Raw genomic sequence first — 25,325 nt, 5'->3', positions numbered from 1 at the left:
ACAATTAATTAACTAAGACCTAATGAATTTTCTGAATATTCTGGCACAGTTCAGCATCACTTCAAGTTTTAGGCTATAAAGGAGGCTTAGCTCAGCGTATCCAAAAAAGAGGCATCCGTTACATTCCTCAGACATTTTTTTTCTAGTCTCTTTGGAGGATTCCCAGGCTTTACCGAGACCCCCCTCTCCCATGTTTTGGCGGTAGACCCTGCAGTTTTCTACTTCACCATTGGATGCAACATGGAGAATGATGTCGTTGACATGACAGCGGAAGTCAGGGTCGAAGTCCCTCATCATCCTGAGATAGGTGTAGGAATTTAGAACCAGTGAGCCCTCTCTTTTTAATTCAATGATTCGGTCGACGGTCTTTCTGTATTTATCCAGATCGCTTAGTCCCAGCTCATCCCAAACATCTTGAGAAATGTCTTCATACTCATGAAGAGGCTCGAATGATATCCATATCCCCAAATCTTCGACGATGCGTATGAGCGCTTCGATCTCGTCCAGATTCTTTCCGTTGAGAACGCAATTTATCACGGTCGGAATTCCCTTTTTTCTTGCGGCATTAATCCCATCCAAAACCCTATCAAGATCGACTCCTCTCAGCTTCTCATAGCTCTTGGTGCCATCCACGGAAACCGACAGGTAATCCAGATTCGAGAGTTCATCCACTCTCTCCTTTAAAAGAACCCCGTTGGTTACCATGAAGGTCATCATTCCCAGAGACTTAGCATACTCAAGACATTCCGGGAGATCTTTTCTCATAAGGGGTTCTGCAGTCCATACGTTATATATCAAGACGCCCATAGATCGCGCTTCATCAAGAAGACGGAATATCTCTTTTTTTCCCATCTCCTCCCCCTTCTCCCTCCAATAGATGCAAAATTGGCAACGGAGGTTGCATTCTGAGTTAATCCCGTGAGAGAGTATCAAAGGTCCCTTTTTTACCCATAGCTGCCACAGGGCTTTCATTACCGTCAAAGGAGCGAAATTTCTTATCTTCATGTTCATGTTACTCAATCTTCTCGATCGGATAGGGCAAATCTGCATCTTTGGGGATTTTTTTGAGATAGTTATCCTTAAAATAGGGGTCGTTGATGGTGCATATTTCTGGCTTTTTTCTGAACAGTGCATGTCTACGCATGCTCTTCCATATGTCTTTCAAATCCGTCTCCCTGATGTTTCCGAATGAGATGGGGGTGTGCATGCATGGCATGACATCGCCTGTAGGCGAAATGAACATCCATCGCCTCCCAGCGAAGCAGCCGAATAAATCGGGATTTCTGAGATGGAAAAAGGGAGTTACACAGATGTTTCTTTTCTGTACTCTCGCCAGATTGATCAAACGCTCCCTATCGCGATCAGTTAGTACCTCCTTGCCAGACCACTTTCCACCGGCAAAGATCTCATCGATTAAAAGCTCGTGAACACCCAGCTTTTCACAATATTCTAACAGATCGTTCATGGTTTCCGAATCCGAATTCTGGGGCGATGCAACATATATCACGCATACTATGAGGCCAGCTTTTATAGCATGCTTGATGCCTTCAGTGACCCTGTCAAATAGACCTGTCACCCCTCTAAATCGATCGTGAATTTCTGGATAGGGGCTGTCTAAGCTGATGGTGAGTATGTCCAATCCAGCCTTTTTTAGCCTCCGCACGTATTCCTCTGTCAGGAGGAGACCATTGGTCACAACACGCGATATCGCCTTGCTTTTATCGATGTGGGATATCAGCTCTGGGAGGTCTGACCTAAGGGTAGGCTCTCCACCTTCAAAGCTGATTTGATAGGCTCCGAGTTTGAGGGATTGATCGATTAAATCACACATTTCCTCAGTGGATAGTTCTTCTTTGCCTGTTATTCCGTAGGCAATACAATGCTGGCATTTGCACTGGCACCTACTGGTAACCATGATGGCGACACATTCGGGCGTAAACGTGCCAAAGAGACGATTTTTTAATTGGGCGCTCATCAACCTCCTAAAGGGCTCACTGGGAACCAGCGGGAAGACGGTTGAAATAAATACGCCCTCTTTGAGGATGGCCGCAGGCGATCCTGAAAAATTATCGTTGAACTTCTCGCAAATCGGCCTGGCCAAGAAGGAAAGAAGGCCTTCTGCCGCCGCCCTAACTTTTCCATCTTCGATTTCCAAGAAGGCTCTAATGCCAGGCATTTGGTAAGCTAAAAGCTTCATGACTGTTTTGATGGGAGATATTATAGTTATAGTTAACTATTTCTGCCTTGGAAAACTTTTATTGCCACAGCTTACTGGCTTGGAGTGGAGATGATTTAGTGTCAGAGGTGTCGGTGTACAAGTCCAAGGGCATTGAGATTTGGTTGGAGGCGACAGAGCACCATACCAAACTCAAGTCATCCGGTCCTCTTTCGCTGCCATGTGCTCCCATCCTCAGACACGTTAATTCCATGCTTCAAAATGAGAAGCCCATAGAAGTGAGGGAGGATTCGGTCATACTCACAACGTGGTTGCCCCCCATTCCGAGTGGTCCCTTCAGACGGGCGCTAAAAGCGGAAATCGACATATTGCTGCGGAGAAAGTATGCGCCCCAAGCCGTATCCATCAACGCTTTTAAGAGATGCTCATGCAGATGTGCCCATTGCAACATGGTGCAATCTCCCGGTGAGGAGCTTACGACAGGTGAGTTGAAGGATTTCGTCGATCAGGTGATTGGGCTGGGCTCCATATCCCTCGGCTTCGCTGAAGGTGATCCGCTCCTGCGTGAAGACCTTGTGGACCTGGTAGAGCATGTTGATAAGGAGAAGGCCATAGCGAGCATATTCACACCTGGCATTCTTTTGACCGAAGAAAAGGCAGTACATTTAAAGAAAGCGGGATTGTACGCCACTATCATAGGTCTACGCAGCCCAATTCCTGCCGAACATAATGCGGCCAGGGGTGTTAAAGGCGCGTTTGAAAAAGCAACGCAATCCATGAAAAATGCCGTAAAGGCCGGCTTGTACGTTTCGATGCATACCCATGCAAATCCGAGCCTAATCGAAAGCGGAAAATTGGAGGGATTGTATGACCTCGCAGCACAACTCGGAGTCCATGAACTCACGGTATGGGAGTCCATTTCTACCTGGAACTACATGGACAATGAGGGGATTATGCTTAATGAGAGTCATAGAAAGCGCATACTTGATATGTACAGGAGGGTGAACTCCACACCGGAAGGCCCAAGGATGTTCTCGATGACGTTTTTTGAATCGCCGAATCTCTTCGGGTGTATGGCTGGGAGAAGGTGGCTGAATTTGGTGGATTCCGGGGATTTGACTCCCTGTACTTATATGCCCCTCTCTTTCGGGAACATAAGGGAAGAGAAGGTCAAAGACATCTGGGGGAGGATGAGAAAGTTCCAGGAGTTCAAGCGCAAGAGATCGTGCCTGATGCTGGATCCGGAATTCAGGTCGAAGTACTTTAAGGAAATTCCGAAAGGGGCTCCGATACATATGGAAAAATTGGATTAGATTATATGGGTCCCAAGACTGTCAAGAATAAAATTAGTAGAGATTAATTACAATTTTTAATATCTCATTTAATTTTTATGGTTATAAACCACTATTTTATCGGCTTCCATTCCTCCGAATCAACATCAAATTCAACTGGCGGGAGGCTTGTTTGATGACCTGTTATTTGCCATGTTCTCCCCTCTCCATCAAATTCGATGAAAATTTGTTTTAGATTTTCAGGGAGTTCTTGATGTCTGAATTGATCCTCAATGGACTCATATACATCAATTAAACTCTTAAAAAATAGATTAAGACCTTTTTTGGTTTCATATTGACAAGATGTATTAATTTTTATATCATCAATTTTCAATTCAAAAAATACTTTCGATTTTTCATTCTTTCTGGGTTTGAAGAATGTTTCGATTATTTTCTTTTTGGTATAATCATATAAGTCTGATCCGAGCCTCCTTAAAAATTCCATTGCTATTGACATGGTTGCAAATGTCAAAATTAGTGCTGGAGGTAAAGGTAAAGGAAAAGTTGAGAGACGGTGATATCTTTTTCTCTCAGTATTATACCCTAGTTCTGTAAGCGCTTCTTTGATTTGATTCAATTCTTCTTCTGTATAATCGTAAGTGGCACTGATCTCAATAGTTTCATCTGGATTTCTTTCATCTGACATCATCATCCCTTCCAAGTAACCCTTTTTAGTATATCTTTTTTAACCCTTTTAAATATACCATCCTGTTTCTTACCAAAAAGATAATTCCGCTCATTAATTACTTTTGATGTAAGTTTCTTACTTTACATCTAAAGATGTAACATATCGAAAATTAAAGTGAATTAATCGATTTTGGAATGGGTTTTTCGTTTAAAGGTGAGCATTTCGCCTAAAGTTCTAGGGCTTTGAGAAGCCGAAGGAAGGAATTTGGGCGAAGCGGCTCATATCTCTTCATAAGCTTTCAAAAAATCCTCCCGCTTTATACCTGATTGCCTGCAAATAACTCTCAGTGTCGAGCCTTTTATCCTCTCATGGCCTCGGCATGGTTAAAGGAGTTTTAGTTCCATCAGGGTTCTCTCTCTCACCATTAAGATATGTTCTCCCATTCTGAATATTCTGAATCCGAGATTTTCGAATGTTTTTATGACCTTTCGCTTAGGAGCATCTCTTGGGAATTTCATTACAATGCCACTTCTGCAACAAAGGTTTCAATAATCTCTTCGGTTTCATAAATATCCTTTCCGAAGGTTTCCATGTGAAATTTGATAGCTGATTTCACATCCGCAAGAGCTTCCTCGTAGGTATCACCCTCACCAACCACTACGCCTTTCAGCCCCAAAGGATACGCCACATATCCCTCAAGATGCTTTTCAACTATTATTTTTAATTGTTGCATTCTCTCTCACATCATATTTGTTATTTGATTCGAACTTTATAAAAGCATGTTTACAACGCAATTTCATCTAACGTTTCGCAGCTATGCGAAGTTTGCGACAGAAGGGGGCGAATTTGGATGGAACGACTGAAGGGGGCGAAATCTCATAATTTTTGAGTTGCAAGGCGACGCAAAATTATTTTCTTTTCTTTTTGCGTTCCTCTAGGATGTGGCTAAAGGCTGCCCATTTTTGTCCCTTCTCTGAACTTGCCCAAGCCATAAAAACTACTGAGATAATCCCTAGAACAGGTGGCATATACCCTAGTATTGTGCCTGAAGGGGGGTTAGACAAAGAAGGGGGAGATGGCCAAGGGTTTACTGAAACTGAAGCCAAAGGATAGTAACAGCCATAATAAAGTACCAATAAAACCCCAAGATATGCAGTTATCACCCATATAAATCTTGGCCACTTTACTTTGATAGCAAGGAAAGTTGTAATAGCAAGACAAATTAAAAATTGAGCACTCATTATAATCTGCCTTAATAATGTATCTTTTATCCAGTCTTCCATTGACGCTATATAAGCGAACCACGCAGCCCAAATAATTATTACAAGCACTGTTGCCAGTTTTTTCCTCTTAGCTTCTTTTACACACATCCATGATATAAAAAACCCGAACATCATACAAAATACAGAAAACTGGTACCACAATTGTGCAATGTTATTCATGTTAAAGGGAATGCTTGGAAGATAACCATTGATAGGACCCCCCAAAAGGGACGAAGATAAGTGTCGGAATTATATCCCATAAAGGCCAAAAAAAGAATAGTAATATTGCTATCCTCCAATAGAATCCTGTACTTTCTTTCCACAAATTTTTAAATTCCTCAAATCGTATTTTTTCTTCGGGAGATAAATCGTTGATTTTCATTCTCTCACACTTTTATGGGATTTTTTGTAATTTGTGTCGTTTGATTCAAAAAGGTCATTTTTTGACTTCCCAGTATTCTACCCATCCCTCAAGGTTTGAAGTACATCTTTTCCAGTCGTTCAGGTCTTCTATCTGGGCCTGGCAATCTCTTACCCACTTCACATCGTATCCTGACTCAGCTCTTCTTAGCTCATCATTAAGGCCGCTCAGTATGGCTGACCTATTTTTTTCGATATATTCTACAACGTCCTCTAGCACCTTGAGGTAATCTTTTAACAGTGGGATAAATTCATTAGGTTCGAGTTTGTCAAGTAGCTGAGCAATGGGATTATATTTGATCTCCCTTCCATATCTGCAGAGCAGACAAAGCAGTCGCTCAAGTTCTGGCTTTATTACCGCAGGATCTGCCTTAAGAAAATGGGGAAGGACCTTATCCTCCTTAGTTTTGTCTGATTCTCCCATACCACCTTCACCCCACCCATAACCAAAAACAGCCCCTTTGAATTCTGACAATGCTCCCATAACCTGATCACTGTATTCTGGTTTTATATTCTTGAGATGCTCCAATGTTTGCTTCAACGGTATAAAGAATGCTTGCTTCGACTGAGAAATTTGTTTTGCTTTCCTTTTGATGATAAGGTGCGAAGAAAGTATTCCGCCAAGGACTTTGTTTGCTTCCTCGTTTTCTATAGCAATCAAAGCCTCTATTTTGTGCTCTAATATAAACTCGGGTATCATGTTATAAAACTTCCATGCAGGTTTGTCAAGTTTGGCAACAACATTATCATATTTTCCAATGGTCTTTGCAGCCTCTGTACGGACATTGTTATCATTGTGTGCGAGCAAGTTCGCATGCTCAAAGATCACTTCGCTAGGTGCGTCTGGCATGAGCTTTGGAAGCGTATTAACCAGCTCGATAAGCACCTTGGGATCAGGATGATGCATATATGCTATGGCCCATTGAATCTTGAGAAAGTATTGTGTATCACTCGCTGAATCCGCCCATCGGACATAGGCTTTGTCCTTGGGCCAAAGATAGGGAAGTTTTTTCCGTGAAAACAGTGCATCTATGTCGGGTCTAGCTTCTAGCTTCAATGGCTCTGTCTTGTAGTCTACTCCGCCACGGTGGAAGCTTATTGCCCATAATCTCTGTGTCCAGTCACCGGATACCTCTATTTTCCTGCTGAACAGCTTATTGATTATTGCCATACCTTCTTCTTAGTATTTCTCCAAATATTATAAAATCTTTTATTTTTTCAAGCCGAGCGATTGAGAATAACAGCTGCTTGTATCTGAAGTCGCCGAAGGGGATTTGTGCGGATACTATCGAAGCGATAGCGAGCAAATAGGCTCAAACCGCTATTCATAGAAATCACTATATTCTTTTCCTCAAATTCCATAAGCCTTTTATAAAATTAAATCTTGGGACTTCTTCCATGTATTGCCTGTACTCATCACCCCACTTCCTGAGATTAATTTTCTCCTCATGCAAAGCCTGTAAATAAACACCCGTTATCAGTGCTATCTCGCCAAATACCGATAATATAGTAAACGGTAACCCAACCGCAAAGATGAAGGGTAATGCAAGGAATAAAATTAGTCCACCTAAACCTGCTGGATGCCTCACAACTCCATACGCACCAGTTCTAACCAAGATTATATTTTCGTCCTTAGTTACACTCCGTTTTTCCCGTAAATGGGCTGAATAAAACAATGGAGGGGGCATTACAACCACTAAAATAAGGGCTACATAGGTTACTACAAGAGGTATCTCTATGGAAGGGATTTCAGCAAAATGTAGATTCAACACCTTACAAATACTTGGTAGAAAACATAACAAACCCCATAGGATTGTACTACTTATCGCAAATACGCCTGGAATTGGTTCATCAGCATGATGATACAACCCTCGTTTTTTCATCTCCCTTAACACTTCTTCAGTCGTTAATTCTCCTCGATTAAGCTTTTCCGCCAGATCCTTTACCTCTCCTTCCTGAGGTGTCATTATTCTCCTTTTCTCCTTAAATTCCACAACCCTAGTATGAAATTAAATCTTGGAACTTCTTTTATATATTGCCTGTACTCATCACCCCACTTCTCTATATCAAGCTTCTCTTCCAGATAGCATCCATAGTAAAGGTAAACGATCATCGTGATAATAGCGGCAATTGAAAGAATGGTGAATGGAACATATGAACTGAGGATAACAGGCAGCAAGATAGGCCACATTATGAAGCCAAAAGCTTGAGGATGTCTTATAATGCGATATGCTCCCTCTTTATAAAGAATGATGGCTTCATCAATTTTCTCGAGCCCGCCCCTTGTGCGATGCAGATAATTTCCCCAAATACTGAAAAATGTTCCAATCGCTAGAAGAACGATCGAAAGGTAGATCAGAATCGCTGGAAAGTGGATTATTAGGAGTTGACCGGAGAACGTGAAGTTAAGAGGCAGCCAGAGTACGAAATACACAATCCAAAATATATTAAGAGCTTGTCCCTCCCACTTCCCCCAAGTTCCTTCCGTAAGTTTTCTTTCTTTAAGTTTTTTCAATGTCTCTTTAGAAGTGAGTTCTCCTCTTTGGAGTTTTTCCACCAAATCCCTTACGTTACCCTCTCTCTTTTCCATTTTTCTCATCTCATCTCCATAGTTTTTCATCCTTGAGGGGTTTGGGCGATTTCATATAACGTTCTCGGTGTAAAAGAAGTTCTGCGTAAGCAGAATTTGGACGGAGCGAAGCATAGTCTTTTACACCATGTTATGCGCAGTTAGTCGCTATCTTCATGGTGAAAGCCTTGCTGTATTGTCATCCTATCCTTATCTCGCTTTATCCTCTCCCCCGCTAAATAGATGCCGCCATCTTTCGCGGAGAGGTAATAGAGACTATCAAGAGAGTCAAAAATAATCCTTCCTCCTCCTATGGTAACGATGCATTGTATTTCTTCTCCTTCTTTCCATTTTTACCTCTACACCTCTAATCTATTCAAGGTATTAACACCCAGATGTCAACGTTGCCAGCTCGTTCTGATATAAAAGCAATCTTCTTGCCGTCTGGGCTCCAGTCAGGACGGCTATCAGCCGCTGTGTGTGTTGTCAATTGACTTGCTTTTACAGGCGTAACTTCATCCTCCTCAACACATCCTGTGAATATTACAACTGATGCAATCACCGCTATAGCTATTAATTCTACTATAGTTTTCTTTTTCATTTTTTTATCACCTTCTATTACTTTTTCTTCTTCTTTTGCCATCTTCACACCTCCGAATTTTATTGCGACCAATTGCGTGTAACTTAGTATATCCGAACTTATATTCTATTCATCATGTCCTTTAATTAAATCCAGTGGACTTTTTATTCTGCTTAAATCCTCTATTTCAACATGAATATAAACTTCTGTCGTTTTTGAACTTTTATGCTAATAGCTCCTGAATGTACCTCGAATCGGTACCACATTTTCAACGCCCAATGTTTCAACAATTTTTAATCTTATGCTTTGATAAACAGACTATTCCACCCGGTAGGGCAACCTTTCTTCTTCAATGGCAGTTCTGATATGCTCGAAATAATTCTCCCTGTATTGCGGGTCTCTCCAGGTGCAGGTTTTGGGCTTTTTCTTAAAAAGGGGATTTCTCCTTATATTTTTCCAGGCTTGAGCTAAGCTCGTGTCACGCACATTTCCAAAGGAAAGGGGGATGTGCAAGCAGGGCATAACCTCGCCGGTTGGCGATATCCACATCCATCTTCTTCCAGCAAAGCACCCCATGATGTCTGGATCCCTGTAGGAGTAAGAAGCGGATACCCTGGGTCCGTTTTCCCTCTTATTCGCCTCATTTTGGAATTCAGCCAACCTCTCATAATCCTCCTTCTTCAGTATGTCGCCTTCATCGAACCCCCACCTGCCTCCGGGAACCACCTCGTCAACCAAGATCTCATGCACACCGAGTGAACTGCAATGTTTGTATAAATCCTCCAACCTCTCCAAATCTGAGTTATAGGGATTAGCTGTGTATTCGACGATTCCTATCAATTCCTCTTCAACACCATACTTGACTCCCGCAGATGCTTTTTCAAAAATTCCCTCGATCCCCCTAAAATCATCGTGCTCCTCCGGATAGGGGCTGTCCAGGCTGACATGCAGATAGAAAAGCCCAACCTCCTTCAGTTTTCTTACGTAGTTTTTTGTCAGGCGGAGCCCGTTCGTTATCAGGTGAGTGGAGGCTTTATCCTTGTCAACATGCTCGATCAAATCGAATATATCGTCCCTTAGGGTTGGCTCCCCGCCTTCAAAGCTTATATGATAGGCTCCGAGTTCAAGGGCCTGATCTATCACATGATAAAGCTCCTTGGTGGAGAGATCTGAGCTTTTCTCCATTCCGTACACTATGCAGTGCTTACATGTGCATTGGCACCTGCCCGTGGTCAGCAGCATCAAGCTCTCAGGAATGGATTTTCGCAAAAGGAGACGATTCACCTGTGCACCTACGAGCCTTCTAAAAGGTCCACTTGGGGCCGGGGGCATTAAACAGGATATTACGACCTCTTCCTCTCGAACGGCCGCTAGTTTCTCCATAGCTGCATGCGCATTAAACCCTTCGGAGATGTGCTTTACCAATCTTGAGATCGGGCCCTTTATCACCATCTGGGCACTTCTGCCTTTAACCTCAAGCAGTATCTCAAAGCCGGGGCCTTTATAAATCGATAGTTCCAAACTAAACCCTCCTTCATTCAGTTATATGTAAATGGCATATGCTGCGGATATGTTAATTATTACAAGCATCAGAGTGTAGTTCATAACACCCACATGTGTCAACTTTATATGAGATTTATGCTCCTCCGAGTGAGCGTATCCCTGGGAAATCGCCCTGATTTTAAAGATTGCCAGCCCAAAATATAGCATCAGGAATGCCCAGTTCAAGCTAAAGGTTTGCCAGAGCACTATGAGCCACAGGTATTCAAATAGGCTCATCAAAACCGTGAAGGATATCGTGCCCTTTGGAGTCAGCGGTGTAAAACGCAGGGAGTCTTTATCATGGTAAGCCAAGCACCCAATGATGACTGCCAGAGTGGCGACGAAAGCCTCCCCTGAAAATATTCTTTCGGGTGCCACCATGGCGATTCCGCCCAGGACCATCAGACCACTCAGGGAGCGATAGATGCGCCTTTGAAGCTCGGTCAGTCTTTTCAAAGGCGGGCTTGCAGAGTAAGTCAAACCCCACATGAGCATTAGGACTGCCACAAAAAAGCAGGTTAGATTGAATAGGAAGAGGGCAACCCACAAACAAAATATCGTCTCAACCGCCATGAAGAATAGGACAGTTTTCGGGGAGAGGAGCCCGGTTACCAGCGGAAGGGTTGAATTGGGCGGACCGAGGCGTTCATCCTCTCCCGACCACCAGTCATATAGCATGTCTGCCTGGGAGATTACCCTTGTCAACAGACCTGCTGCGAGTAACCCCACGATAAGCTTCCATGGTGGAAGATGCTGAACCATGAATAGAAGTGCTCCGGTGCTGGCACACAAAACACCCCAAGGAAACCATAGCATCCGATGAACGCAAAGTACTGCGAGAATTTTGGCCTTTAACCCTTTACCTGTCGGCCCTGCTACGCCAAATCCTATGTCTAAGATAGACGGCTCCATGATAACTATTCCAACTCTGCTTTTGCCTCTTTGAGCAGCTCAAAATCATAAAATTCTTTGGATATGCTTTCGATATAGCCCAGCTCCTTCATCAGCCTTACAATCCCCGTCATCACCTCTATGCTACCGGTTATGTCGGTGTGGGGCTGATTGTACCTTAAAGCCTCCCTGACAATTTCAGAGGATATTCCAATATATTTAGAGCTAATTTTTGCTGCCTCTTCCTGCTCTTCATGGCAAAATTCCTCTGCCTTTAAAATCGCTTTTATAAACTTTAAAACTATATCGGGATGATCCCGAAGAAAATGGTCTGTAGTAGTAAGGCTGCAGCCAGGCACCTTCGGGAGAATGTCCTTTCCTCTGGCGATTATCTTTCCTATGCCAAGCTCAACTGCCATTGTGGCATAGGGCTCCACATTGGTCGTAGCATCTACACGGCCGCTTAACATGGCAAGTATGGCCGCATCCCCACTGGGAAGCCTTAAAATCTCCGTATTCTTAGGAGTTATACCATACTTTTTGAACAAAGCCTGAGATGTCAGGTCCTTCATGCCGCCTTCAACCGGAAGGGAGATCCTTTTTCCTTTGAGTTCTGAAAGGCTGTTTATATTCGCGTCTCTTCGAACTACTGTGGCAGTCTCCTCATAACCTGAGCCAGCAATTACGATCAAATTATCTCCTTTGTCTCTTGCGCTCACAACTCTCGTCCAAGGAACGATCCCAAAAGAGATCTCACCAGAAATAAGTTTATCAGCCAGTATCCATGCCGTTGGATCAACTGAACATGAGATGTCTAACCCCTGATCTTTGAAAAATCCCTTCTCATAGGCTACATACCCGGGCATTTGGCATATGCCCCTTATTAATCCGATTTTGATGGACAAATCTCTCCTCCTCACTTAAGATAGAGTTTACTAAGGATTAATCGCACCATTAAAAAAGATTTTGGACAAAAAGTTCACGGCCTGTGAAGACAATACTCAAACCAAGTTAAGAGGGGTAATCACAAAGGGTGTATTACACAGAAGGATAATGTATATGATAATATCTGGGCATTAAGTATAAATATGAAGTTCAAAACCAAACTCTGGGGAAGGTAGAAGATGAGCTATGCAACGATAATACCTCACATAGTCCTCTTGAACTTGGACCCCGAATCTAAGGAGTATAGGGTTATCTGGGAATATGATGATCGCAGTGTTAAGTGGACCGTATCTATGAGAGAGCTTAAAGAACTCCCCGAACAAACGGAACAATAGAACAAAATAAAATCAATAACCAAGTTAACCGAGAAAAAAGGAAACCCAAGTTCTCAACACGTGTCTGGAAAAAACGGATGTGGTTAGCTTTGATGGGTTTTGGTTAGGTTTGGTTAGGTTTCTAATGAATGGTTAGAAGAGGAAAAGGGACTGACAATTTCATAAGGAAACATTAAATTACTTTTAATTCCAACCATTTCTAAAGATTTCCTGAGAAAGAAAGGAGGGGGGTATGCAAAATAAAAGAAAAATAGAAAATTTGTATAAAGAGTTACTTTCTGATGACATTGACAGTCTTGGTTTTAATTTCGTAAAGTCCACTTTCCAGAAAAAAGTTACAAAAAAACTATCACCTGATATGATTCCTGAAAGTTGGGAAAAAGTTTATTTTAAATCTTACCCACGTTTACCTCAGATAAGCTTAGAAGGGATTAACCAAAACGAAGATCCATTATTTTCAATTTTAAAGGAAAGAAAATCTGAAAGAGAATTTGAAGGAAAAAATTTAACACTAAAAACAATCAGCAAAGTTCTTTATTTCTCCTCAGGAATAAGAAATTTTAATGAAATAAAAAACGATTTTGATTTATCTTTAAGAGTATATCCCTCAGCTGGAGCCCGATACCCACTTGAAATATACACTGTTTTACTAAGATCAGAAGAAATACCATTAGGGATTTACCATTATAACGTTAAGAGAAATAGTATAGAGCTACTTCTTGGGGGGGATTTCCAAGAAGAGTTTGCAGAAATTACCGATCAAGAACAGATTCAAAAAAGCGGGATGATCGCAATAATCACAGCAGTGTTTTCAAGGACTCTTATAAAGTATAAAGAACGGGGCTGGCGCTATATTTTATTTGAAGCTGGACATATCGCACAAAACATTCATCTAATTTCTACTGCTTTAGGACTTAAATGCTGTCCTATTGGTGGATTTTTAGACAAGGAAATTATTAAACTTCTAGATTTAAATCCAAAAAGTGAATTACCTTTATATTTGGTGGCAATAGGGAAATGAAAAATTATGTCAAAGGGATTTCCCCCCCAAATCTCTTATATCTCTGCACTAATCAATTTAGATAATTTTTTATATAAGGTTAAACATTTTAGAAATATAAAGGATTGGAATGGGTGAAAGAACGCAATGAACAATAAAAGTAATATAGAATTGGAAGATGTAAACCTAGAGGATGTGAAAGAGCAGACTTTGCTCGGAGTCGGCTGTACTTATCTAAAAGAAAACGAGGCAAATTACGGGAGTAATTGCAACTGTGGCGGTTCTTGCTCTCATTGTGGAAGTTGTTGCGGAGGTCCCGGGAGTTCTTGATTTGCCACTCCTTTTACTACCTTTTTTCTCCCATTTGACTGTCCATTCATTTCTATATTCTCTTCTAATTAAATTTGAACGTGAACTTAAAAAAGGTAAAAAAATCCCTTTTGTTTGAAATATGGAGAAAATAAAGAAGAAACATTTGATAATATTTAAGATGGTCAATCTCGATATGTTTTTATAACTGGATTTAAAATATAAAATAATAAAATAAAAATAGGTAAAATAAGGCAACGAAAGATAAAAATATAGAATTGAAAAATGTGAATATAGAAGATTTGAAAGAGCAAATTCTGGAAACCGGTTATAATTATAGAAGATACAGTAATAGTTGTTGTGGCGGTAATTGTAATGGTTGTAAAAAGGGTAAATGTATTTGTCACGATTTTGGTCAATGCGATAAATGGACAGAATTAGAAAAAACCTTTATGATTGAGAGAAGGTACCTATTATTGTGCAAGAGAGAAGTAACATTAAAAAACTTTTGGTAAGTTTGAATGAAGCCAAAGTAATAAATAGAATTTACCAAACTACATTTTATAATGACGAGCCCAAAGTTTATTCTTTTAGTGCTCAATTAAGGAACACAAGTAAAATTACCGATGGTTTTTCTGTAGATAAATTTGCAGGAGGCAGCTCTTTTTCAAAAGATAAAGCTTTAATGAAAGCCATAGGTGAGGCTTTAGAAAGACACAGTTTGAGTATTTATCGAGAGGGGAGTTTTGTATGGGATAGTTACAGTAATTTAAAGGAAAAAGCAATCAATCCTGAAAATTTTATTTTTCCCTATGAGTTCAAAATAAAATCTGAATTTAAGCTTTATAATAGCGAGAATAATAAACTAAATTGGATAAAAGGTTATTCATTGACTCAAGATGAGGATGTTTTTGTTCCAGCGCAGCTTGTTTTTGTTCCTTATCGTTACAAAAAAAATGAGCCAGTAATACAATTTCCTATTTCTACTGGTGCAGCCTCCTATAGCTTCCTAAAAGGAGCTATTTTAGAAGGACTTCTTGAAGTCATAGAAAGGGACGCTTTTATGATATATTATCTAAATAAAATCTCGCCAAAAATTGTTGATATTGAAAATTCAGGAAATAAGATGTTTGAGGAAATCATATCTTCGATTAAAAGATATAATCTTGAACTTTATATTTTAGATATCAGCACTGAAGTTCCAGTTTATTCTATTTTGGCAATTATCATTGATAGAACGGGTTTGGGGCCAGCTATATCTTTGGGAATGAAATCGGATTTAAGTATTAAAAATGCTATAATTGGATCAGTAGAAGAGGCATTCCATGGCCGTTTTTGGATAAGGAGTGAAATGATCAAAAAAGGCCCAAAAGTGATAAAAGAAATTTACGAGAGGAGATATTTTATTTCGGATATAAAAGAAAGAGGACTTCTTTGGTCAGGACTTCAAATGATTGATAAAATTAAATTTTTTTTAGAAGGAGGGAGTGTTTTATTTAAAAATTTCCCTAACAGAAAGAACAAGAATTTGAATACTCTTTTAGATTATTTCAAAGAAGAGAATGTAGAAATATTATATGTAGATGTAACCCCGCCAAATCTGGAAAGAAGAAAAATTTATACTGTGAAAGTTCTTATTCCTCAATTCCAACCTCTTTATTTAGATGAAAGATTTCCTTATTGGAAAGGAAAAAGGTTAGAAGAAGTTCCTAAAAAGTTGGGATTTATGCCCCTTAGGGTTGTTAATAAATTCCCTCATCCCTTTCTTTAATTTAAGGAGAGCCACTATATTCCTATATAGATACAATGTATCGTAGAATTTTCGGTTGGTAGTTTCAACAATACTTCAAACTCCATAAGGATATGCCTTCTCACTTCTTAGAATATCTCCTTTCACATTTGCGTTCTCTGGCGTCTTTCTTCATAGTATGGTAGTTTGATATCTGAACACCCCGAGAAATACCTTATATCGCCTCCTGTGGGGTCGTTTTTTGAGATCAATCCAAAAATATTGAAATCGCTCGCTGATTTTGTCGATGGAGTTATCGAAATACACATCAGAAACGTCAGAATGGCACTCAGAATGAATGCAGCACACTCCGAGATACTCTCTTCCTACTAGAATATGAAAAATGAGCGGATCTAAATCTCCTTGCTAATAGTGAGTAATATTGGGGCGTATCGTATATATTAAAAGAATTAAGAATAATAGATTGTTAGTCCAACAGCTATAGAAGTGATGGAGACATTACTTCCTTCGATCAAGCTATGTTTATATTGTACCTTATAGTAGCATTTAGCTGCCGTCATTGGGGTATTTTCTGTCATTGGTGTATTTTTAAACTACTTTTATCGTCCTATAAAGCTTGAGATTATCAAAAAGCATTCAGACGATTTAAAAAAACTGGTTAAGGAGTGGATTAAAGAGGTACCAACGATTGATTCTGTAGAATCCCCCGCAGAGGCTGAGCCTGTGAAGTCAGCGCCCAATCCAACCCAAAAATTTTAAAATTTTCTCCTTATGTATTTCAAGACCGATTCAAATACAGCCTTGCCGTCTCCGTTTTCTTTGTAGGCTCTCGTCCAGTCTGGATGCGTATACCCATAGAAAACCCTTTCCGGGTGAGGCATCATTCCGAAAACATTTCCCTCAGGATTGCATATGGCTGCGATGTTGTATAAAGAGCCGTTGGGATTCCAGGGATAGCCTGCATAATCCCCCTGGGTATCAACATATCGAAATACGATCTGGTCGTTGTCGATTAGACGTTGCAAGTATTCGTCTTGTTTTTCTAAGGGGAGGAGGAATTTTCCTTCTGCATGGGCGGAAGGCATCAGTACGACATCTTGGTACGGAATATCTTTCGTAAAAATGCAATTTCCTTTGCTTTCATGCTTTAGTAAAGTGGGCCTGCACTCAAATCTGGCTGAATCGTTGATCGCTAGAGCTGCTTGGGGATAATCGCTCATCCCAGAATCCAACGCTGGCAAAAGTCCCAATTCAACGAGGGCCTGGAAACCATTACAAATGCCGCCAATGGGGTAGCCCTTCTCGGCGAACTCCATGATTTGTTTGTACAGTGCGCTCTTCATTCTTGCTGCAAAGATTGCGCCAGCCCGAACGTAATCTCCAGCAGAGAAACCCCCAGGGATCATCAGGCACTGATAATCAGACAGGTCTTTCTTAGAGACCAGTTGCTTCAGATGTAACAACTCCGGATCTGCACCAAGTCTTTTGAAGGCGAGATACACCTCTTGCTCATTATTCGTCCCCTCTATCAGGAGAACTGCGACCCTTATGTCCTTCGTATCCATCCAATTCACCCCATATAAGCGTAGATCGGAGCACTCCAGGCATCTCTTAGCTCTTTAACAGAAAGCTCGATCAACGTTCTGTCATTGCTTTGTATCAGTAGGGTGTTCCCTCCAACCTCGCCTATCCTGAAAGTAGCTCCTTTTTTGAACGCCTTTTCGAATTCCTTAGCACGATCACGCTTCACCTCTACAATCCATCGCGTGTTGGATTCAGAGAACAATTTGTAATCATCCCTCATATTCCCAATTGCTCCAAGGTTGACCCTTGCACCAACATCCCCCCCAATCAACATCTCAGCCATGCATACAGCTATGCCACCTTCTGAGATGTCATGGCAGGAGGCTATGAAGCCATTTTGGATCGCAGAGATCAATGCATCCATGCCCTTTCGTAATGCCTTCGGATCGACCACTGGAACTGTCGTACTCGGGATGCCCAAGAGTTTGAGATATGCGGAACCCCCTATTTCTTTTTTCGTCTCCCCGATGAGGTATAGGGGATTTCCCTCATTTTTAGCGTCGACTGTAACACATCGTCTGATATCTGGAACGATCCCTATGCCAAGTATGGTGGGCGTTGGAGGTATGCTACCATGGGGGGCCTCATTATACAAACTGACGTTTCCTGAGACAAAGGGTATGCCAAGTGCCTTTGCAACATAACCAAGAGCTTCAGCAGAAGAATAGAGTTCACCCAACTTATCTGGTTTTTCTGGATTTCCGAAATTTAGGCAATCTGCAAATGAGTGTGGCGTTGCGCCCACAGAAGCCAAATTTCTACAAGCCTCATCGATGGCGGAGGCTGAGCCCCAGAAGGGATCGATCTTCGTGTAGGATGGATTTACATCCGCAGTGAGTGCCAACCCTCGATATGAATTTTCTAAGGGCTTTAGGACGACGGCATTCCCATGCGTATTTTTTCCTAAAACACCTTGCAGTGGCTTAATTACAGTGGATGCTCGGACCTCATGATCATACTGCCTGATCACCCATTCCTTGCTTGCGATGTTGGGCGAGGCTAGTAGTCTCAACAAGATTTCGCTATAATCCTCTGGCTCCTCAAAAGGCGCATCTTTCCGCTCTATAGTTTTTATTTGAAAGGGCTTGTTATAAACCGGTGCCTCAATGAGAAATTCCATGTCCATTTCAAATATCTTCTCTCCGGCGTAAAAAATTCTCTGGATCTTTTCACCTATTACCTTTCCGATGACAGTCGCAGGAACGTCCCAGTCTTCAAAGATTTTCAATACCTCTTTCAAATTCTTTGGATCGACCGCCAGCATCATCCTCTCTTGAGATTCTGACACCCATATCTCCCATGGTTCCATCCCAACATCTTTCAAAGGCACCCGATCCAATTCGATCTCTGCCCCGCATCCTCCTGCCAGCGCCATCTCTCCCACTACGCAGGAAAGTCCTCCACCACCAAGGTCCTTCATCCCTTCCAGCAACCCCTTCTCAGATGCATCCACACAAGCATGGATTAACGGCTCTTTTGCTATGGGATCGCCAAGCTGGACAGCACCTCTCAGTTCTTCAGAGGATTCTGTCAACTCAGCAGATGCAAATGTGACGCCATGGATGCCATCCCTCCCGGTCTTGCCCCCCACCAAGACGAGCAGTTCACCGGGTTTCTTCACCCTGCTCCTTATAACGTGCTTTTTCTTCACCATCCCCACACAGCCAACATTTACTACACAATTTCCAGTGTAGCCCTCATCGAAACAAACCATGCCGGCCACGGTAGGAATGCCTACCCTATTTCCATAATCGCTTATTCCTGCAACGACACCAGAGAAAAGATATCTCGGATGCCTAACCCCTTTCGGGACGGTTGAACTGTCCAGCGGTCCAAAGAACAGGGGATCGATCAGCGCTATCGGCTGAGCGCCCATACAGACGACATCACGAAGGATGCCCCCAATGCCAGTTGCAGCACCTCCATAGGGCTCTATTGCAGAGGGGTGATTGTGAGATTCCAGGGCCACTACGTAGGCATGATCATCATCAAATTCTACAACGCCTGCATCTTCTTTTATCACCAGAATGTTCTGGGGCGCATCTATGCCAAAGATGAATTTTTTTAAGAGGGATTTGGAGCACTTATAACAACAGTGCTCTGACCACGCCTGACCAAGGGATTGAAGCTCGATATCGGTTGGATTCCTCTTTTTTTTGAAAAAATATTTTTTTACCCTTTTCATCTCATAGAGGCTGAGCCCCAATTGGGCTTCTTGGCTGATCTTCACTAGCTTTAGGTCATCTGCATCTATCAAATTGACCTCATAGGGCATGGAATCACCTCAGCTCTATCTGATAGCTCTGAATCACAGGGTTCGCAAGAAGCTTCTTGCACATCTCCTCGATGTCCTTTTTCGCTTTCACCCGGTCAGTTGTAGCAAGATCTATCCTAAACGTCTTCATCGTTCGCACGTTCATCACTTCATCAAACCCAAGCAGGTTCAGAGCTTTTTTGACGTTCGAGCCCTCTGGATCTGCAACCCCTTTGTTGAGACTTATGGTAACATCGGCTTCCAATTACATTCCTCTTAATATCGTATCATATTGTTATTTTATCAAATTAGGTTATCGTTAATAGACTGGCTTGTTTGTTTTATTTATCATGCTATATGTTAAATTAACTCATATAACGTAGTCCGTCTCCTAGGAATACGCCCCACGCCGGTGATGACCTCCTCTAAGTCGTTTGGTGACAGGTATTCCCCGGCAGTTCCACCGGCTGATTTTGTTATGTTTTCCTCCATAAGCGTCCCTCCAAGGTCATTTACTCCATAAAGAAGCGTAATCTGCGCCAATTTGACCCCCAACTTCACCCACGAAGCTTGGATGTTTTTTATGCTCTTGTGCAGTAAGATCCTTGACAGGGCATGCACCTTAACATCATCGATGCCGTTCGCCCGATGTGCGACCGTACCCAGAGAATTATTCTCAGCCATGAAAGGAAGCGGTATGAACTCGGTAAAACCCCGGGTTTTCTGTTGAATGTCCCTGATCAGGAGAATGTGATCGATCCTGTCTTCAAAGGATTCAACATGACCGTAAAGCATGGTTGCTGTGGTTGGGATTCCCAGGCGATGGGCAGTGGTTACGATATCTACCCATTGTTCAGTCGAGATTTTGCTCGGGCAAATTTTTCTTCGAATTGAGTCATCGAGAATTTCAGCGGCAGTCCCAGGCATAGAGTTCAAACCGCTGTTTTTTAGCGCTTTGAGCGCATCCCCGATGTCCGAACCGGAATTTCTGGCTGCATGGAATACCTCCATTGGTGAAAATGCATGGATGTGCACCGCGAAATTAGACTTTATGCTCTCCAGTATCCCACAGTAGTCGTCTAACAGCATACCCCTGAGCAATCCGCCTTGGATACAGACTTCCGTCGCTCCGATTTCGACTGCCTCCTGAACTTTCTGCAGAATTTGCTCTTCGCTTAGCACATATCCGGTATCGCTCCGGAACGCGCAAAAGGTACAATCACCTATGCAGGAGTTCGTGAAGTTGATGTTCCTGTTGATAACGTATGTGACCGTGTCGCCTACTGTCTCTCGCCTTAACCGATCAGCAAGATGGAAGAGTTCTTGCGGTGAAAGAGAGGATAAGTATAATGCATCAGCTTTCGTAGTGCTCCCCTCTTGCACCCTCTCTAGAATTTCATCTATCATTAGTTGTTGCTCCTCAGCTATTTTATTTCGCCCTAAATCCGCTTTCATCTGAATATCCTTTCACCAATTTCCCTATGGGGGGACTGTACCAGCCCGCTTTGACAAAAGGAGGATAGATCGGCAGTCGTTCTCTCAACTCCCTGTCTCCGACCATAGAACGTATTTCGTCGAGAGAAGGCCATCTCACCTCAGGATTTATATGATCGATGGTCACCGGTGAGATTCCCCCGAGATCGGATGCGCCGCATGCCACCAATGAGCCTATGGATACGAGATTCGGCGGCACCTGTATGGCAATTTCTTGGGGCAATAGGGCCCTTGCCATTGCAACCACCTTTTGCATCTCCTCTGAAGATGGGGGCCTGAGATCAGACATCAGGGTATTTGGTTTTGGGATAAAATTCTGAATGATCACTTCTTGGATATGGCCATAGCGTTCATGCAGTCTTCTTATCGCTAATAATGACTCAATTCTATCGTCCCATGTTTCGCCAATTCCGACCAATATGCCGGAAGTGAATGGAATTTTCAGCCGTCCGGCATTATCGATCGTCTCCAGCCTTATGCAAGGATCCTTTCCGGGACTGTTTCTGTGCGCATCCACTTCGCCGGTAGTCTCAAGCATCAATCCCATGCTGGCATTCAAGGGCTTCAACCTCCTCAAATCAGCATAACAAAGAGCGCCAGCATTTGTGTGTGGCAGAAGCCCAGTATCTATTGCCATTTGGCATAAGTCCATCACGTACTCAATGAAATCCGAATAACCGATATCCTGTAAAATTTCCCTAAATTCCGGAGTGTTATCAGGCTCGCCAAATGTGAACAATGCCTCGGTACAATCACTTTTAGCTCCTTTTTTTAATAAAGTCTCAACATGATCTGGCTTCATCACATTCGCTTCTGGACTATGGAAGTCACGTCGAAATCCGCAATAGCCGCATCTATTTTTACAAATGTTCGTGACTGGAACGAAAACGTTTTTGGAAAATGTGATATAAGGTGGTATGTGAATTGACATGTATATGCATGCACCCAGAAGCAATAGAAATATAAGACTCTTACGATTATGAAAGCAATAGTACCCTATAAAAGAAAAGGCGGAAAGTCCAGATTATCCCCTTTTTTAAGCCCCTCCGAAAGGGAGAAATTGGCTGAACATATGTTGGAGGATGTAGTTTCCGCTCTATCAGGATTGGAGGTATCCATCGTAAGCGATGAGGGCCTAAATGCTGTATTGAATAAAATAATTGTCAATTCGACTGAGCCGGTGCTGATCATAATGCCAGACCTGCCACTGATACGTGTCGAGCATATCCAGGATATAATAAGCTCGAAGGAAGACGTGGTCATCTCCCCTGGCAGGGGGGGCGGCACCAACATCTTATTCCTGAAATCTCCTTCTACTTTTAGGGTCGATTATCATGGAGCGAGCTTTTTAAAGCACCTGCAAATAGCCAAAGATAAGGGGCTGCTGACAAGAGTGTATGAGTCTTTCTATGCGAGTTGCGATATTGATGAAGTGGATGACTTGGCTGAATTGATAATCCATGGTCGGGGTAAAGCAGCCGAGTATTTGCGCAGTATTGGAGTGTCGCTCCAGATTATGAGTGGGCGGGTTCGTGTTAAGAGATAACGAACCGCTAGCAGCTTTTTCCGAGATACACTTTTTACGTTTGATACTGCTTGACGTCCATTAAATTCCTTTTAAATTGATTTAAATTTACACACCAAAAGAGGGCATACTAACTTCAGAAAACTAGGGCACCCACCTACCCAGCAATCCAACAGACACCACTTAATAGATGGGCGTCAACCAGTCCAAATATCTGCTTTCGTTGCCCCTAACTATCTTGAAGTACTTGTCATGCAACTCTTTCGTGATGGGTCCTATCTTTCCGTTGTTTATCAGTCGTCCATTAATACTGGTGACTGGAGTTACTTCTGCACTCGTACCGCAGAAAAAGACCTCGTCGGCAATACATAGCTCTGTCCTTCCTATCAGGCGCTCTGTAACTTCGTACTTTAGATCTCCTGCCAATTTGATGATAGATGCCCTTGTTATGCCCTCCAGTATGTCTGCATAGACCGGGGGGGTGATCAACTTACCATCTCGAACCAGAAAGATGTTCTCACCACTGCCTTCGCACACGAAGTTATCCTTAGTTAGCAAAATAGCCTCACCATAGCCACCGGCAACCGCCTCTTGTTTGGCAAGAACGCTGTTCACATAGGCGCCTATTATCTTGCCCCTCGGAGGCAACATGCCATCCGTGATTCGACGCCATGAACTGACGCAAGCGGATATCCCATTTTCTGTATCCAGATACTTTCCAAACGGCGTTGCAAAAACGAGATATTCTGTGCCATGGCCGGCAGGATTCAATCCGACTGAGCCTGGACCAAAATATATGACTGGACGAATATACACATCTTCTCGGAAGTCATTCAGACGAATGAGCTCTATTATCTCTTTCGTCAATTCATCAGCAGTAAGACTGAGATTCAGGCGAAGCAATCTCATGTTCGTAAGCAAACGTTTCACATGATCGCCCAGTCTCACAATGAACATCTGCTTGCGTTCCTTATTGTAATAGCCACGCATCCCATCAAAAACGCCTGTGCCATATAGAAAAGCGTGAGTGGTCACATGAATATTGGCATCATTCCAATCCACGAATCTGCCATTCATCAATATCTTTGTGCTAGAGAGTTCACCCATTTACATTCCCCAAGAATAAGGGGATTAGATTAATTTATAGGTTTCTACTTGTGGATGTCTGACAAGGTTTTGCTATTCATTTAAGAAAAGAAAATGATAGTTTATAACACGGTGTTTAACTACAATTAAAAAATTACATAAAAAAAACAGGGAGATACACCTGTACTCCACAGTGATCAAGCCGGATTATAAACATTTAAAAAAAATCTTAACATAGGTTGGTATCGAAAAAACGATCGTAAATAATTTATGGAGTGCTGGCAGACGATTTAAAATGGATCGAAAATAATTTATTTTATTTATGCTCAGGTTTTATTTTTGAGTGCATCAAATAATTATATAGTAACCGCAAAATTTATTTACTACTTGTTTTACTAACCTTTTGATAAGCGGGGATGGTTCCAACATGGTTCTAACGCCGGTTTTACAGGAGCAAGTTGATAATATGGGGCCAGTGGATGTCGTTGTCGGCATTCCTACGAAGGACGTTGAAGCGACCATCATCCATACATTGAACGTAGTCGGCATGGGACTCCAAAAATGTTTTGAAGGCGCTGAGAGCTTAGTGGTAATTTCCAACGGATTTTCCAGCGATACCACGAAGGAGTTAGCCAAAATGTTCTCGCTACCTCCATCCATCAAGAAGATTGTGACCGATGATGTGGGCGGGGCTGGGAAAGGTAGTGCGGTTCGCACTACACTTGAGATCGCCATGGCGACGGAGGCTAAATGCATCGTATTGGTGGATGGTGACTTGCTAAGCATTTCACCTTCTTGGGTAGGCCACCTGGCTGAACCTATCTTGTTTGGGGCTGACCTCGTTGTTCCATTTTACACCAGAGATAAATATGATGGCGTGATCACGAACAATATCGCCTACCCTCTCATTCGCTCGGTGTTCAGGGCGAATGTCAGACAGCCCATTGGCGGCGACTTTGCTCTTTCTCGCAGGCTAGCTGAAAGACTACTTAAGCATCCGATGTTCCCACACCATTTTGGCATTGATATATTCATAACCACTATCGCTGCAGCAGAGCAAATGAAAATCCGAGAGTCTCTTTTGGGACTGAAAATACATTCTTCAGTTACAAAATACATCGACACATGCAATCATCTGAGTTCAATGTTCCAACAGGTGGTGGGCACCCAGTTTGACCTGATAGAATACTATGAAGAGAACTGGAAAAATGTTTCGCAGAATATTACAATCCAGAGACGGAGAAATGCCCTTCAATATGGACAGAAGCCAGTTCCGGTGCAAGTAGATCCGATGAAGCTGATTTTCCATTTCAAAGAGGGATTTAAAAAACATAGGGATTCGTTAGATCAGATATTGCCTAAGGATGTCTTCAAAAAAGTGCATGCATGCACTCAAAGTGATAGGTTCGACCCAGATACATGGGCGAAAACGGTATACCACATGGCAGCCGCATACAAGCGATCGGAGAAGGAGAATAAAATTCAAATTCTTGATATCCTACATAATCTCTGGCTGGGCAGATATGCCCATTTCGTGCTAGATACACGGGACATGAGCACAAGACAAGTTGAGATCATTATAAAGAAGCAGGCAGATACGTTCAAAAAGCTGATGCCTTATCTAAAAGAGATATATTGAATTGA

At 42.2% G+C, this 25,325-nt stretch carries 26 protein-coding genes; 7 read left to right on the top strand and 19 right to left on the bottom strand.

Annotation, left to right across the window (positions count from 1 at the left end; all coding sequences use genetic code 11):
• Positions 1-12: 12 nt before the first annotated feature.
• A complete protein-coding gene (locus tag PHI74_05670; protein ID MDD5485492.1) occupies positions 13-1,011 on the bottom strand; it encodes a radical SAM protein in 999 nt (332 codons plus the stop codon).
• 1 nt (position 1,012) lies between these two features.
• A complete protein-coding gene (locus tag PHI74_05665; GenBank protein ID MDD5485491.1) occupies positions 1,013-2,197 on the bottom strand; it encodes a radical SAM protein in 1,185 nt (394 codons plus the stop codon).
• A 98-nt stretch (positions 2,198-2,295) separates the two neighbouring features.
• On the opposite strand from PHI74_05665, the gene PHI74_05660 reads away from it, so the two are divergent.
• A complete protein-coding gene (locus PHI74_05660; protein ID MDD5485490.1) occupies positions 2,296-3,489 on the top strand; it encodes a radical SAM protein in 1,194 nt (397 codons plus the stop codon).
• Positions 3,490-3,580: 91 nt separating this feature from the next.
• Here the strand turns inward: PHI74_05660 and PHI74_05655 are convergent, their stop codons facing one another.
• From PHI74_05655 to PHI74_05605, 11 genes are all read right to left on the bottom strand, one after another.
• Positions 3,581-4,153, bottom strand: coding sequence for a hypothetical protein (locus PHI74_05655; protein MDD5485489.1), 573 nt, complete (start codon positions 4,151-4,153; stop codon positions 3,581-3,583).
• A gap of 365 nt (positions 4,154-4,518) precedes the next feature.
• On the bottom strand, positions 4,519-4,653 hold the full coding sequence (locus tag PHI74_05650) for a hypothetical protein (protein MDD5485488.1): 135 nt from the start codon (positions 4,651-4,653) through the stop codon (positions 4,519-4,521).
• Positions 4,653-4,868 (bottom strand): hypothetical protein, encoded by a 216-nt coding sequence (locus PHI74_05645; GenBank protein ID MDD5485487.1) that lies wholly within the window; start codon positions 4,866-4,868, stop codon positions 4,653-4,655. Before PHI74_05645 ends, PHI74_05650 begins: the two co-directional genes overlap by 1 nt.
• 175 nt (positions 4,869-5,043) lie before the next feature.
• Positions 5,044-5,577, bottom strand: a complete 534-nt coding sequence (locus PHI74_05640) for a hypothetical protein (protein MDD5485486.1) — start codon at positions 5,575-5,577, stop codon at positions 5,044-5,046.
• A gap of 256 nt (positions 5,578-5,833) precedes the next feature.
• The gene (locus PHI74_05635) at positions 5,834-6,988 is read right to left on the bottom strand and encodes a hypothetical protein (GenBank protein ID MDD5485485.1); all 1,155 of its coding nucleotides are present in this window, start codon (positions 6,986-6,988) and stop codon (positions 5,834-5,836) included.
• Between the two features lie 166 nt (positions 6,989-7,154).
• Positions 7,155-7,811 carry an isoprenylcysteine carboxylmethyltransferase family protein gene (locus PHI74_05630; GenBank protein MDD5485484.1) on the bottom strand — a complete coding sequence of 219 codons (657 nt, stop codon included), beginning with the start codon at positions 7,809-7,811 and terminating at the stop codon, positions 7,155-7,157.
• The gene (locus PHI74_05625; protein ID MDD5485483.1) at positions 7,784-8,437 is read right to left on the bottom strand and encodes an isoprenylcysteine carboxylmethyltransferase family protein; all 654 of its coding nucleotides are present in this window, start codon (positions 8,435-8,437) and stop codon (positions 7,784-7,786) included. Before PHI74_05625 ends, PHI74_05630 begins: the two co-directional genes overlap by 28 nt.
• A 325-nt stretch (positions 8,438-8,762) precedes the next feature.
• The gene (locus PHI74_05620) at positions 8,763-9,029 is read right to left on the bottom strand and encodes a hypothetical protein (protein ID MDD5485482.1); all 267 of its coding nucleotides are present in this window, start codon (positions 9,027-9,029) and stop codon (positions 8,763-8,765) included.
• A gap of 255 nt (positions 9,030-9,284) precedes the next feature.
• Positions 9,285-10,487 (bottom strand): radical SAM protein, encoded by a 1,203-nt coding sequence (locus PHI74_05615; GenBank protein ID MDD5485481.1) that lies wholly within the window; start codon positions 10,485-10,487, stop codon positions 9,285-9,287.
• Positions 10,488-10,508: 21 nt separating this feature from the next.
• Positions 10,509-11,420, bottom strand: coding sequence for a UbiA family prenyltransferase (locus PHI74_05610; GenBank protein MDD5485480.1), 912 nt, complete (start codon positions 11,418-11,420; stop codon positions 10,509-10,511).
• A gap of 5 nt (positions 11,421-11,425) precedes the next feature.
• Entirely contained in the window at positions 11,426-12,304 is an 879-nt protein-coding gene (locus PHI74_05605) for an ABC transporter substrate-binding protein (protein ID MDD5485479.1), read from the bottom strand.
• Between the two features lie 607 nt (positions 12,305-12,911).
• On the opposite strand from PHI74_05605, the gene PHI74_05600 reads away from it, so the two are divergent.
• From PHI74_05600 to PHI74_05585, 4 genes are all read left to right on the top strand, one after another.
• Positions 12,912-13,700, top strand: coding sequence for a SagB/ThcOx family dehydrogenase (locus PHI74_05600; protein ID MDD5485478.1), 789 nt, complete (start codon positions 12,912-12,914; stop codon positions 13,698-13,700).
• A gap of 126 nt (positions 13,701-13,826) precedes the next feature.
• On the top strand, positions 13,827-14,009 hold the full coding sequence (locus PHI74_05595) for a hypothetical protein (GenBank protein MDD5485477.1): 183 nt from the start codon (positions 13,827-13,829) through the stop codon (positions 14,007-14,009).
• 496 nt (positions 14,010-14,505) lie between these two features.
• Positions 14,506-15,759 (top strand): YcaO-like family protein, encoded by a 1,254-nt coding sequence (locus PHI74_05590; GenBank protein MDD5485476.1) that lies wholly within the window; start codon positions 14,506-14,508, stop codon positions 15,757-15,759.
• A 207-nt stretch (positions 15,760-15,966) separates the two neighbouring features.
• Positions 15,967-16,110 carry a hypothetical protein gene (locus tag PHI74_05585; GenBank protein ID MDD5485475.1) on the top strand — a complete coding sequence of 48 codons (144 nt, stop codon included), beginning with the start codon at positions 15,967-15,969 and terminating at the stop codon, positions 16,108-16,110.
• Between the two features lie 383 nt (positions 16,111-16,493).
• Here the strand turns inward: PHI74_05585 and purQ are convergent, their stop codons facing one another.
• The 5 genes from purQ to cofG form a co-directional block, all read right to left on the bottom strand.
• Positions 16,494-17,303: a phosphoribosylformylglycinamidine synthase subunit PurQ gene (purQ, locus tag PHI74_05580; GenBank protein ID MDD5485474.1), complete on the bottom strand. Its 810-nt coding sequence runs from the start codon at positions 17,301-17,303 to the stop codon at positions 16,494-16,496.
• Between the two features lie 5 nt (positions 17,304-17,308).
• A complete protein-coding gene (gene purL / locus PHI74_05575; GenBank protein MDD5485473.1) occupies positions 17,309-19,597 on the bottom strand; it encodes a phosphoribosylformylglycinamidine synthase subunit PurL in 2,289 nt (762 codons plus the stop codon).
• A gap of 4 nt (positions 19,598-19,601) precedes the next feature.
• Entirely contained in the window at positions 19,602-19,841 is a 240-nt protein-coding gene (gene purS / locus PHI74_05570; protein MDD5485472.1) for a phosphoribosylformylglycinamidine synthase subunit PurS, read from the bottom strand.
• A gap of 95 nt (positions 19,842-19,936) precedes the next feature.
• Positions 19,937-21,031 carry a 5-amino-6-(D-ribitylamino)uracil--L-tyrosine 4-hydroxyphenyl transferase CofH gene (gene cofH, locus PHI74_05565; protein ID MDD5485471.1) on the bottom strand — a complete coding sequence of 365 codons (1,095 nt, stop codon included), beginning with the start codon at positions 21,029-21,031 and terminating at the stop codon, positions 19,937-19,939.
• Positions 21,006-22,001 (bottom strand): 7,8-didemethyl-8-hydroxy-5-deazariboflavin synthase subunit CofG, encoded by a 996-nt coding sequence (gene cofG / locus PHI74_05560; protein MDD5485470.1) that lies wholly within the window; start codon positions 21,999-22,001, stop codon positions 21,006-21,008. The genes cofH and cofG overlap by 26 nt, the downstream gene beginning before the upstream one ends.
• 48 nt (positions 22,002-22,049) lie before the next feature.
• Here cofG and cofC point away from each other — a divergent pair, with 48 nt between their 5' ends.
• Positions 22,050-22,616 carry a 2-phospho-L-lactate guanylyltransferase gene (cofC, locus tag PHI74_05555; protein MDD5485469.1) on the top strand — a complete coding sequence of 189 codons (567 nt, stop codon included), beginning with the start codon at positions 22,050-22,052 and terminating at the stop codon, positions 22,614-22,616.
• A 162-nt stretch (positions 22,617-22,778) separates the two neighbouring features.
• Here the strand turns inward: cofC and PHI74_05550 are convergent, their stop codons facing one another.
• Positions 22,779-23,702 (bottom strand): branched-chain amino acid transaminase, encoded by a 924-nt coding sequence (locus PHI74_05550; protein ID MDD5485468.1) that lies wholly within the window; start codon positions 23,700-23,702, stop codon positions 22,779-22,781.
• Between the two features lie 406 nt (positions 23,703-24,108).
• Here PHI74_05550 and PHI74_05545 point away from each other — a divergent pair, with 406 nt between their 5' ends.
• Positions 24,109-25,320, top strand: a complete 1,212-nt coding sequence (locus PHI74_05545; GenBank protein ID MDD5485467.1) for a hypothetical protein — start codon at positions 24,109-24,111, stop codon at positions 25,318-25,320.
• The last annotated feature ends 5 nt before the right edge of the window (positions 25,321-25,325 follow it).

It is taken from the genome of Methanocellales archaeon, from assembly GCA_028715985.1.
Lineage (GTDB): Archaea > Halobacteriota > UBA148 > UBA148 > UBA148 > UBA148.
The sequence above is the reverse complement of the archived record's forward strand: the minus strand, read 5'-3'. Positions and strand labels throughout refer to the sequence as shown.

Coding starts and splice junctions, on each gene's coding strand:
- PHI74_05670 (MDD5485492.1), bottom strand. CDS start 1,011: ATGAACATGAAGATAAGAAATTTCGCTCCTTTGACGGTAATGAAAGCC.
- PHI74_05645 (MDD5485487.1), bottom strand. CDS start 4,868: ATGCAACAATTAAAAATAATAGTTGAAAAGCATCTTGAGGGATATGTG.
- cofC (MDD5485469.1), top strand. CDS start 22,050: ATGAAAGCAATAGTACCCTATAAAAGAAAAGGCGGAAAGTCCAGATTA.
- cofH (MDD5485471.1), bottom strand. CDS start 21,031: ATGAAAGCGGATTTAGGGCGAAATAAAATAGCTGAGGAGCAACAACTA.
- PHI74_05610 (MDD5485480.1), bottom strand. CDS start 11,420: ATGGAGCCGTCTATCTTAGACATAGGATTTGGCGTAGCAGGGCCGACA.
- purL (MDD5485473.1), bottom strand. CDS start 19,597: ATGCCCTATGAGGTCAATTTGATAGATGCAGATGACCTAAAGCTAGTG.
- PHI74_05665 (MDD5485491.1), bottom strand. CDS start 2,197: ATGAAGCTTTTAGCTTACCAAATGCCTGGCATTAGAGCCTTCTTGGAA.
- PHI74_05600 (MDD5485478.1), top strand. CDS start 12,912: ATGCAAAATAAAAGAAAAATAGAAAATTTGTATAAAGAGTTACTTTCT.
- PHI74_05640 (MDD5485486.1), bottom strand. CDS start 5,577: ATGAATAACATTGCACAATTGTGGTACCAGTTTTCTGTATTTTGTATG.
- PHI74_05595 (MDD5485477.1), top strand. CDS start 13,827: ATGAACAATAAAAGTAATATAGAATTGGAAGATGTAAACCTAGAGGAT.
- purQ (MDD5485474.1), bottom strand. CDS start 17,303: ATGGATACGAAGGACATAAGGGTCGCAGTTCTCCTGATAGAGGGGACG.
- PHI74_05545 (MDD5485467.1), top strand. CDS start 24,109: ATGGTTCTAACGCCGGTTTTACAGGAGCAAGTTGATAATATGGGGCCA.
- PHI74_05620 (MDD5485482.1), bottom strand. CDS start 9,029: ATGGCAAAAGAAGAAGAAAAAGTAATAGAAGGTGATAAAAAAATGAAA.
- PHI74_05655 (MDD5485489.1), bottom strand. CDS start 4,153: ATGTCAGATGAAAGAAATCCAGATGAAACTATTGAGATCAGTGCCACT.
- PHI74_05650 (MDD5485488.1), bottom strand. CDS start 4,653: ATGAAATTCCCAAGAGATGCTCCTAAGCGAAAGGTCATAAAAACATTC.
- PHI74_05550 (MDD5485468.1), bottom strand. CDS start 23,702: ATGGGTGAACTCTCTAGCACAAAGATATTGATGAATGGCAGATTCGTG.
- PHI74_05635 (MDD5485485.1), bottom strand. CDS start 6,988: ATGGCAATAATCAATAAGCTGTTCAGCAGGAAAATAGAGGTATCCGGT.
- cofG (MDD5485470.1), bottom strand. CDS start 22,001: ATGTCAATTCACATACCACCTTATATCACATTTTCCAAAAACGTTTTC.
- PHI74_05625 (MDD5485483.1), bottom strand. CDS start 8,437: ATGAAAAACTATGGAGATGAGATGAGAAAAATGGAAAAGAGAGAGGGT.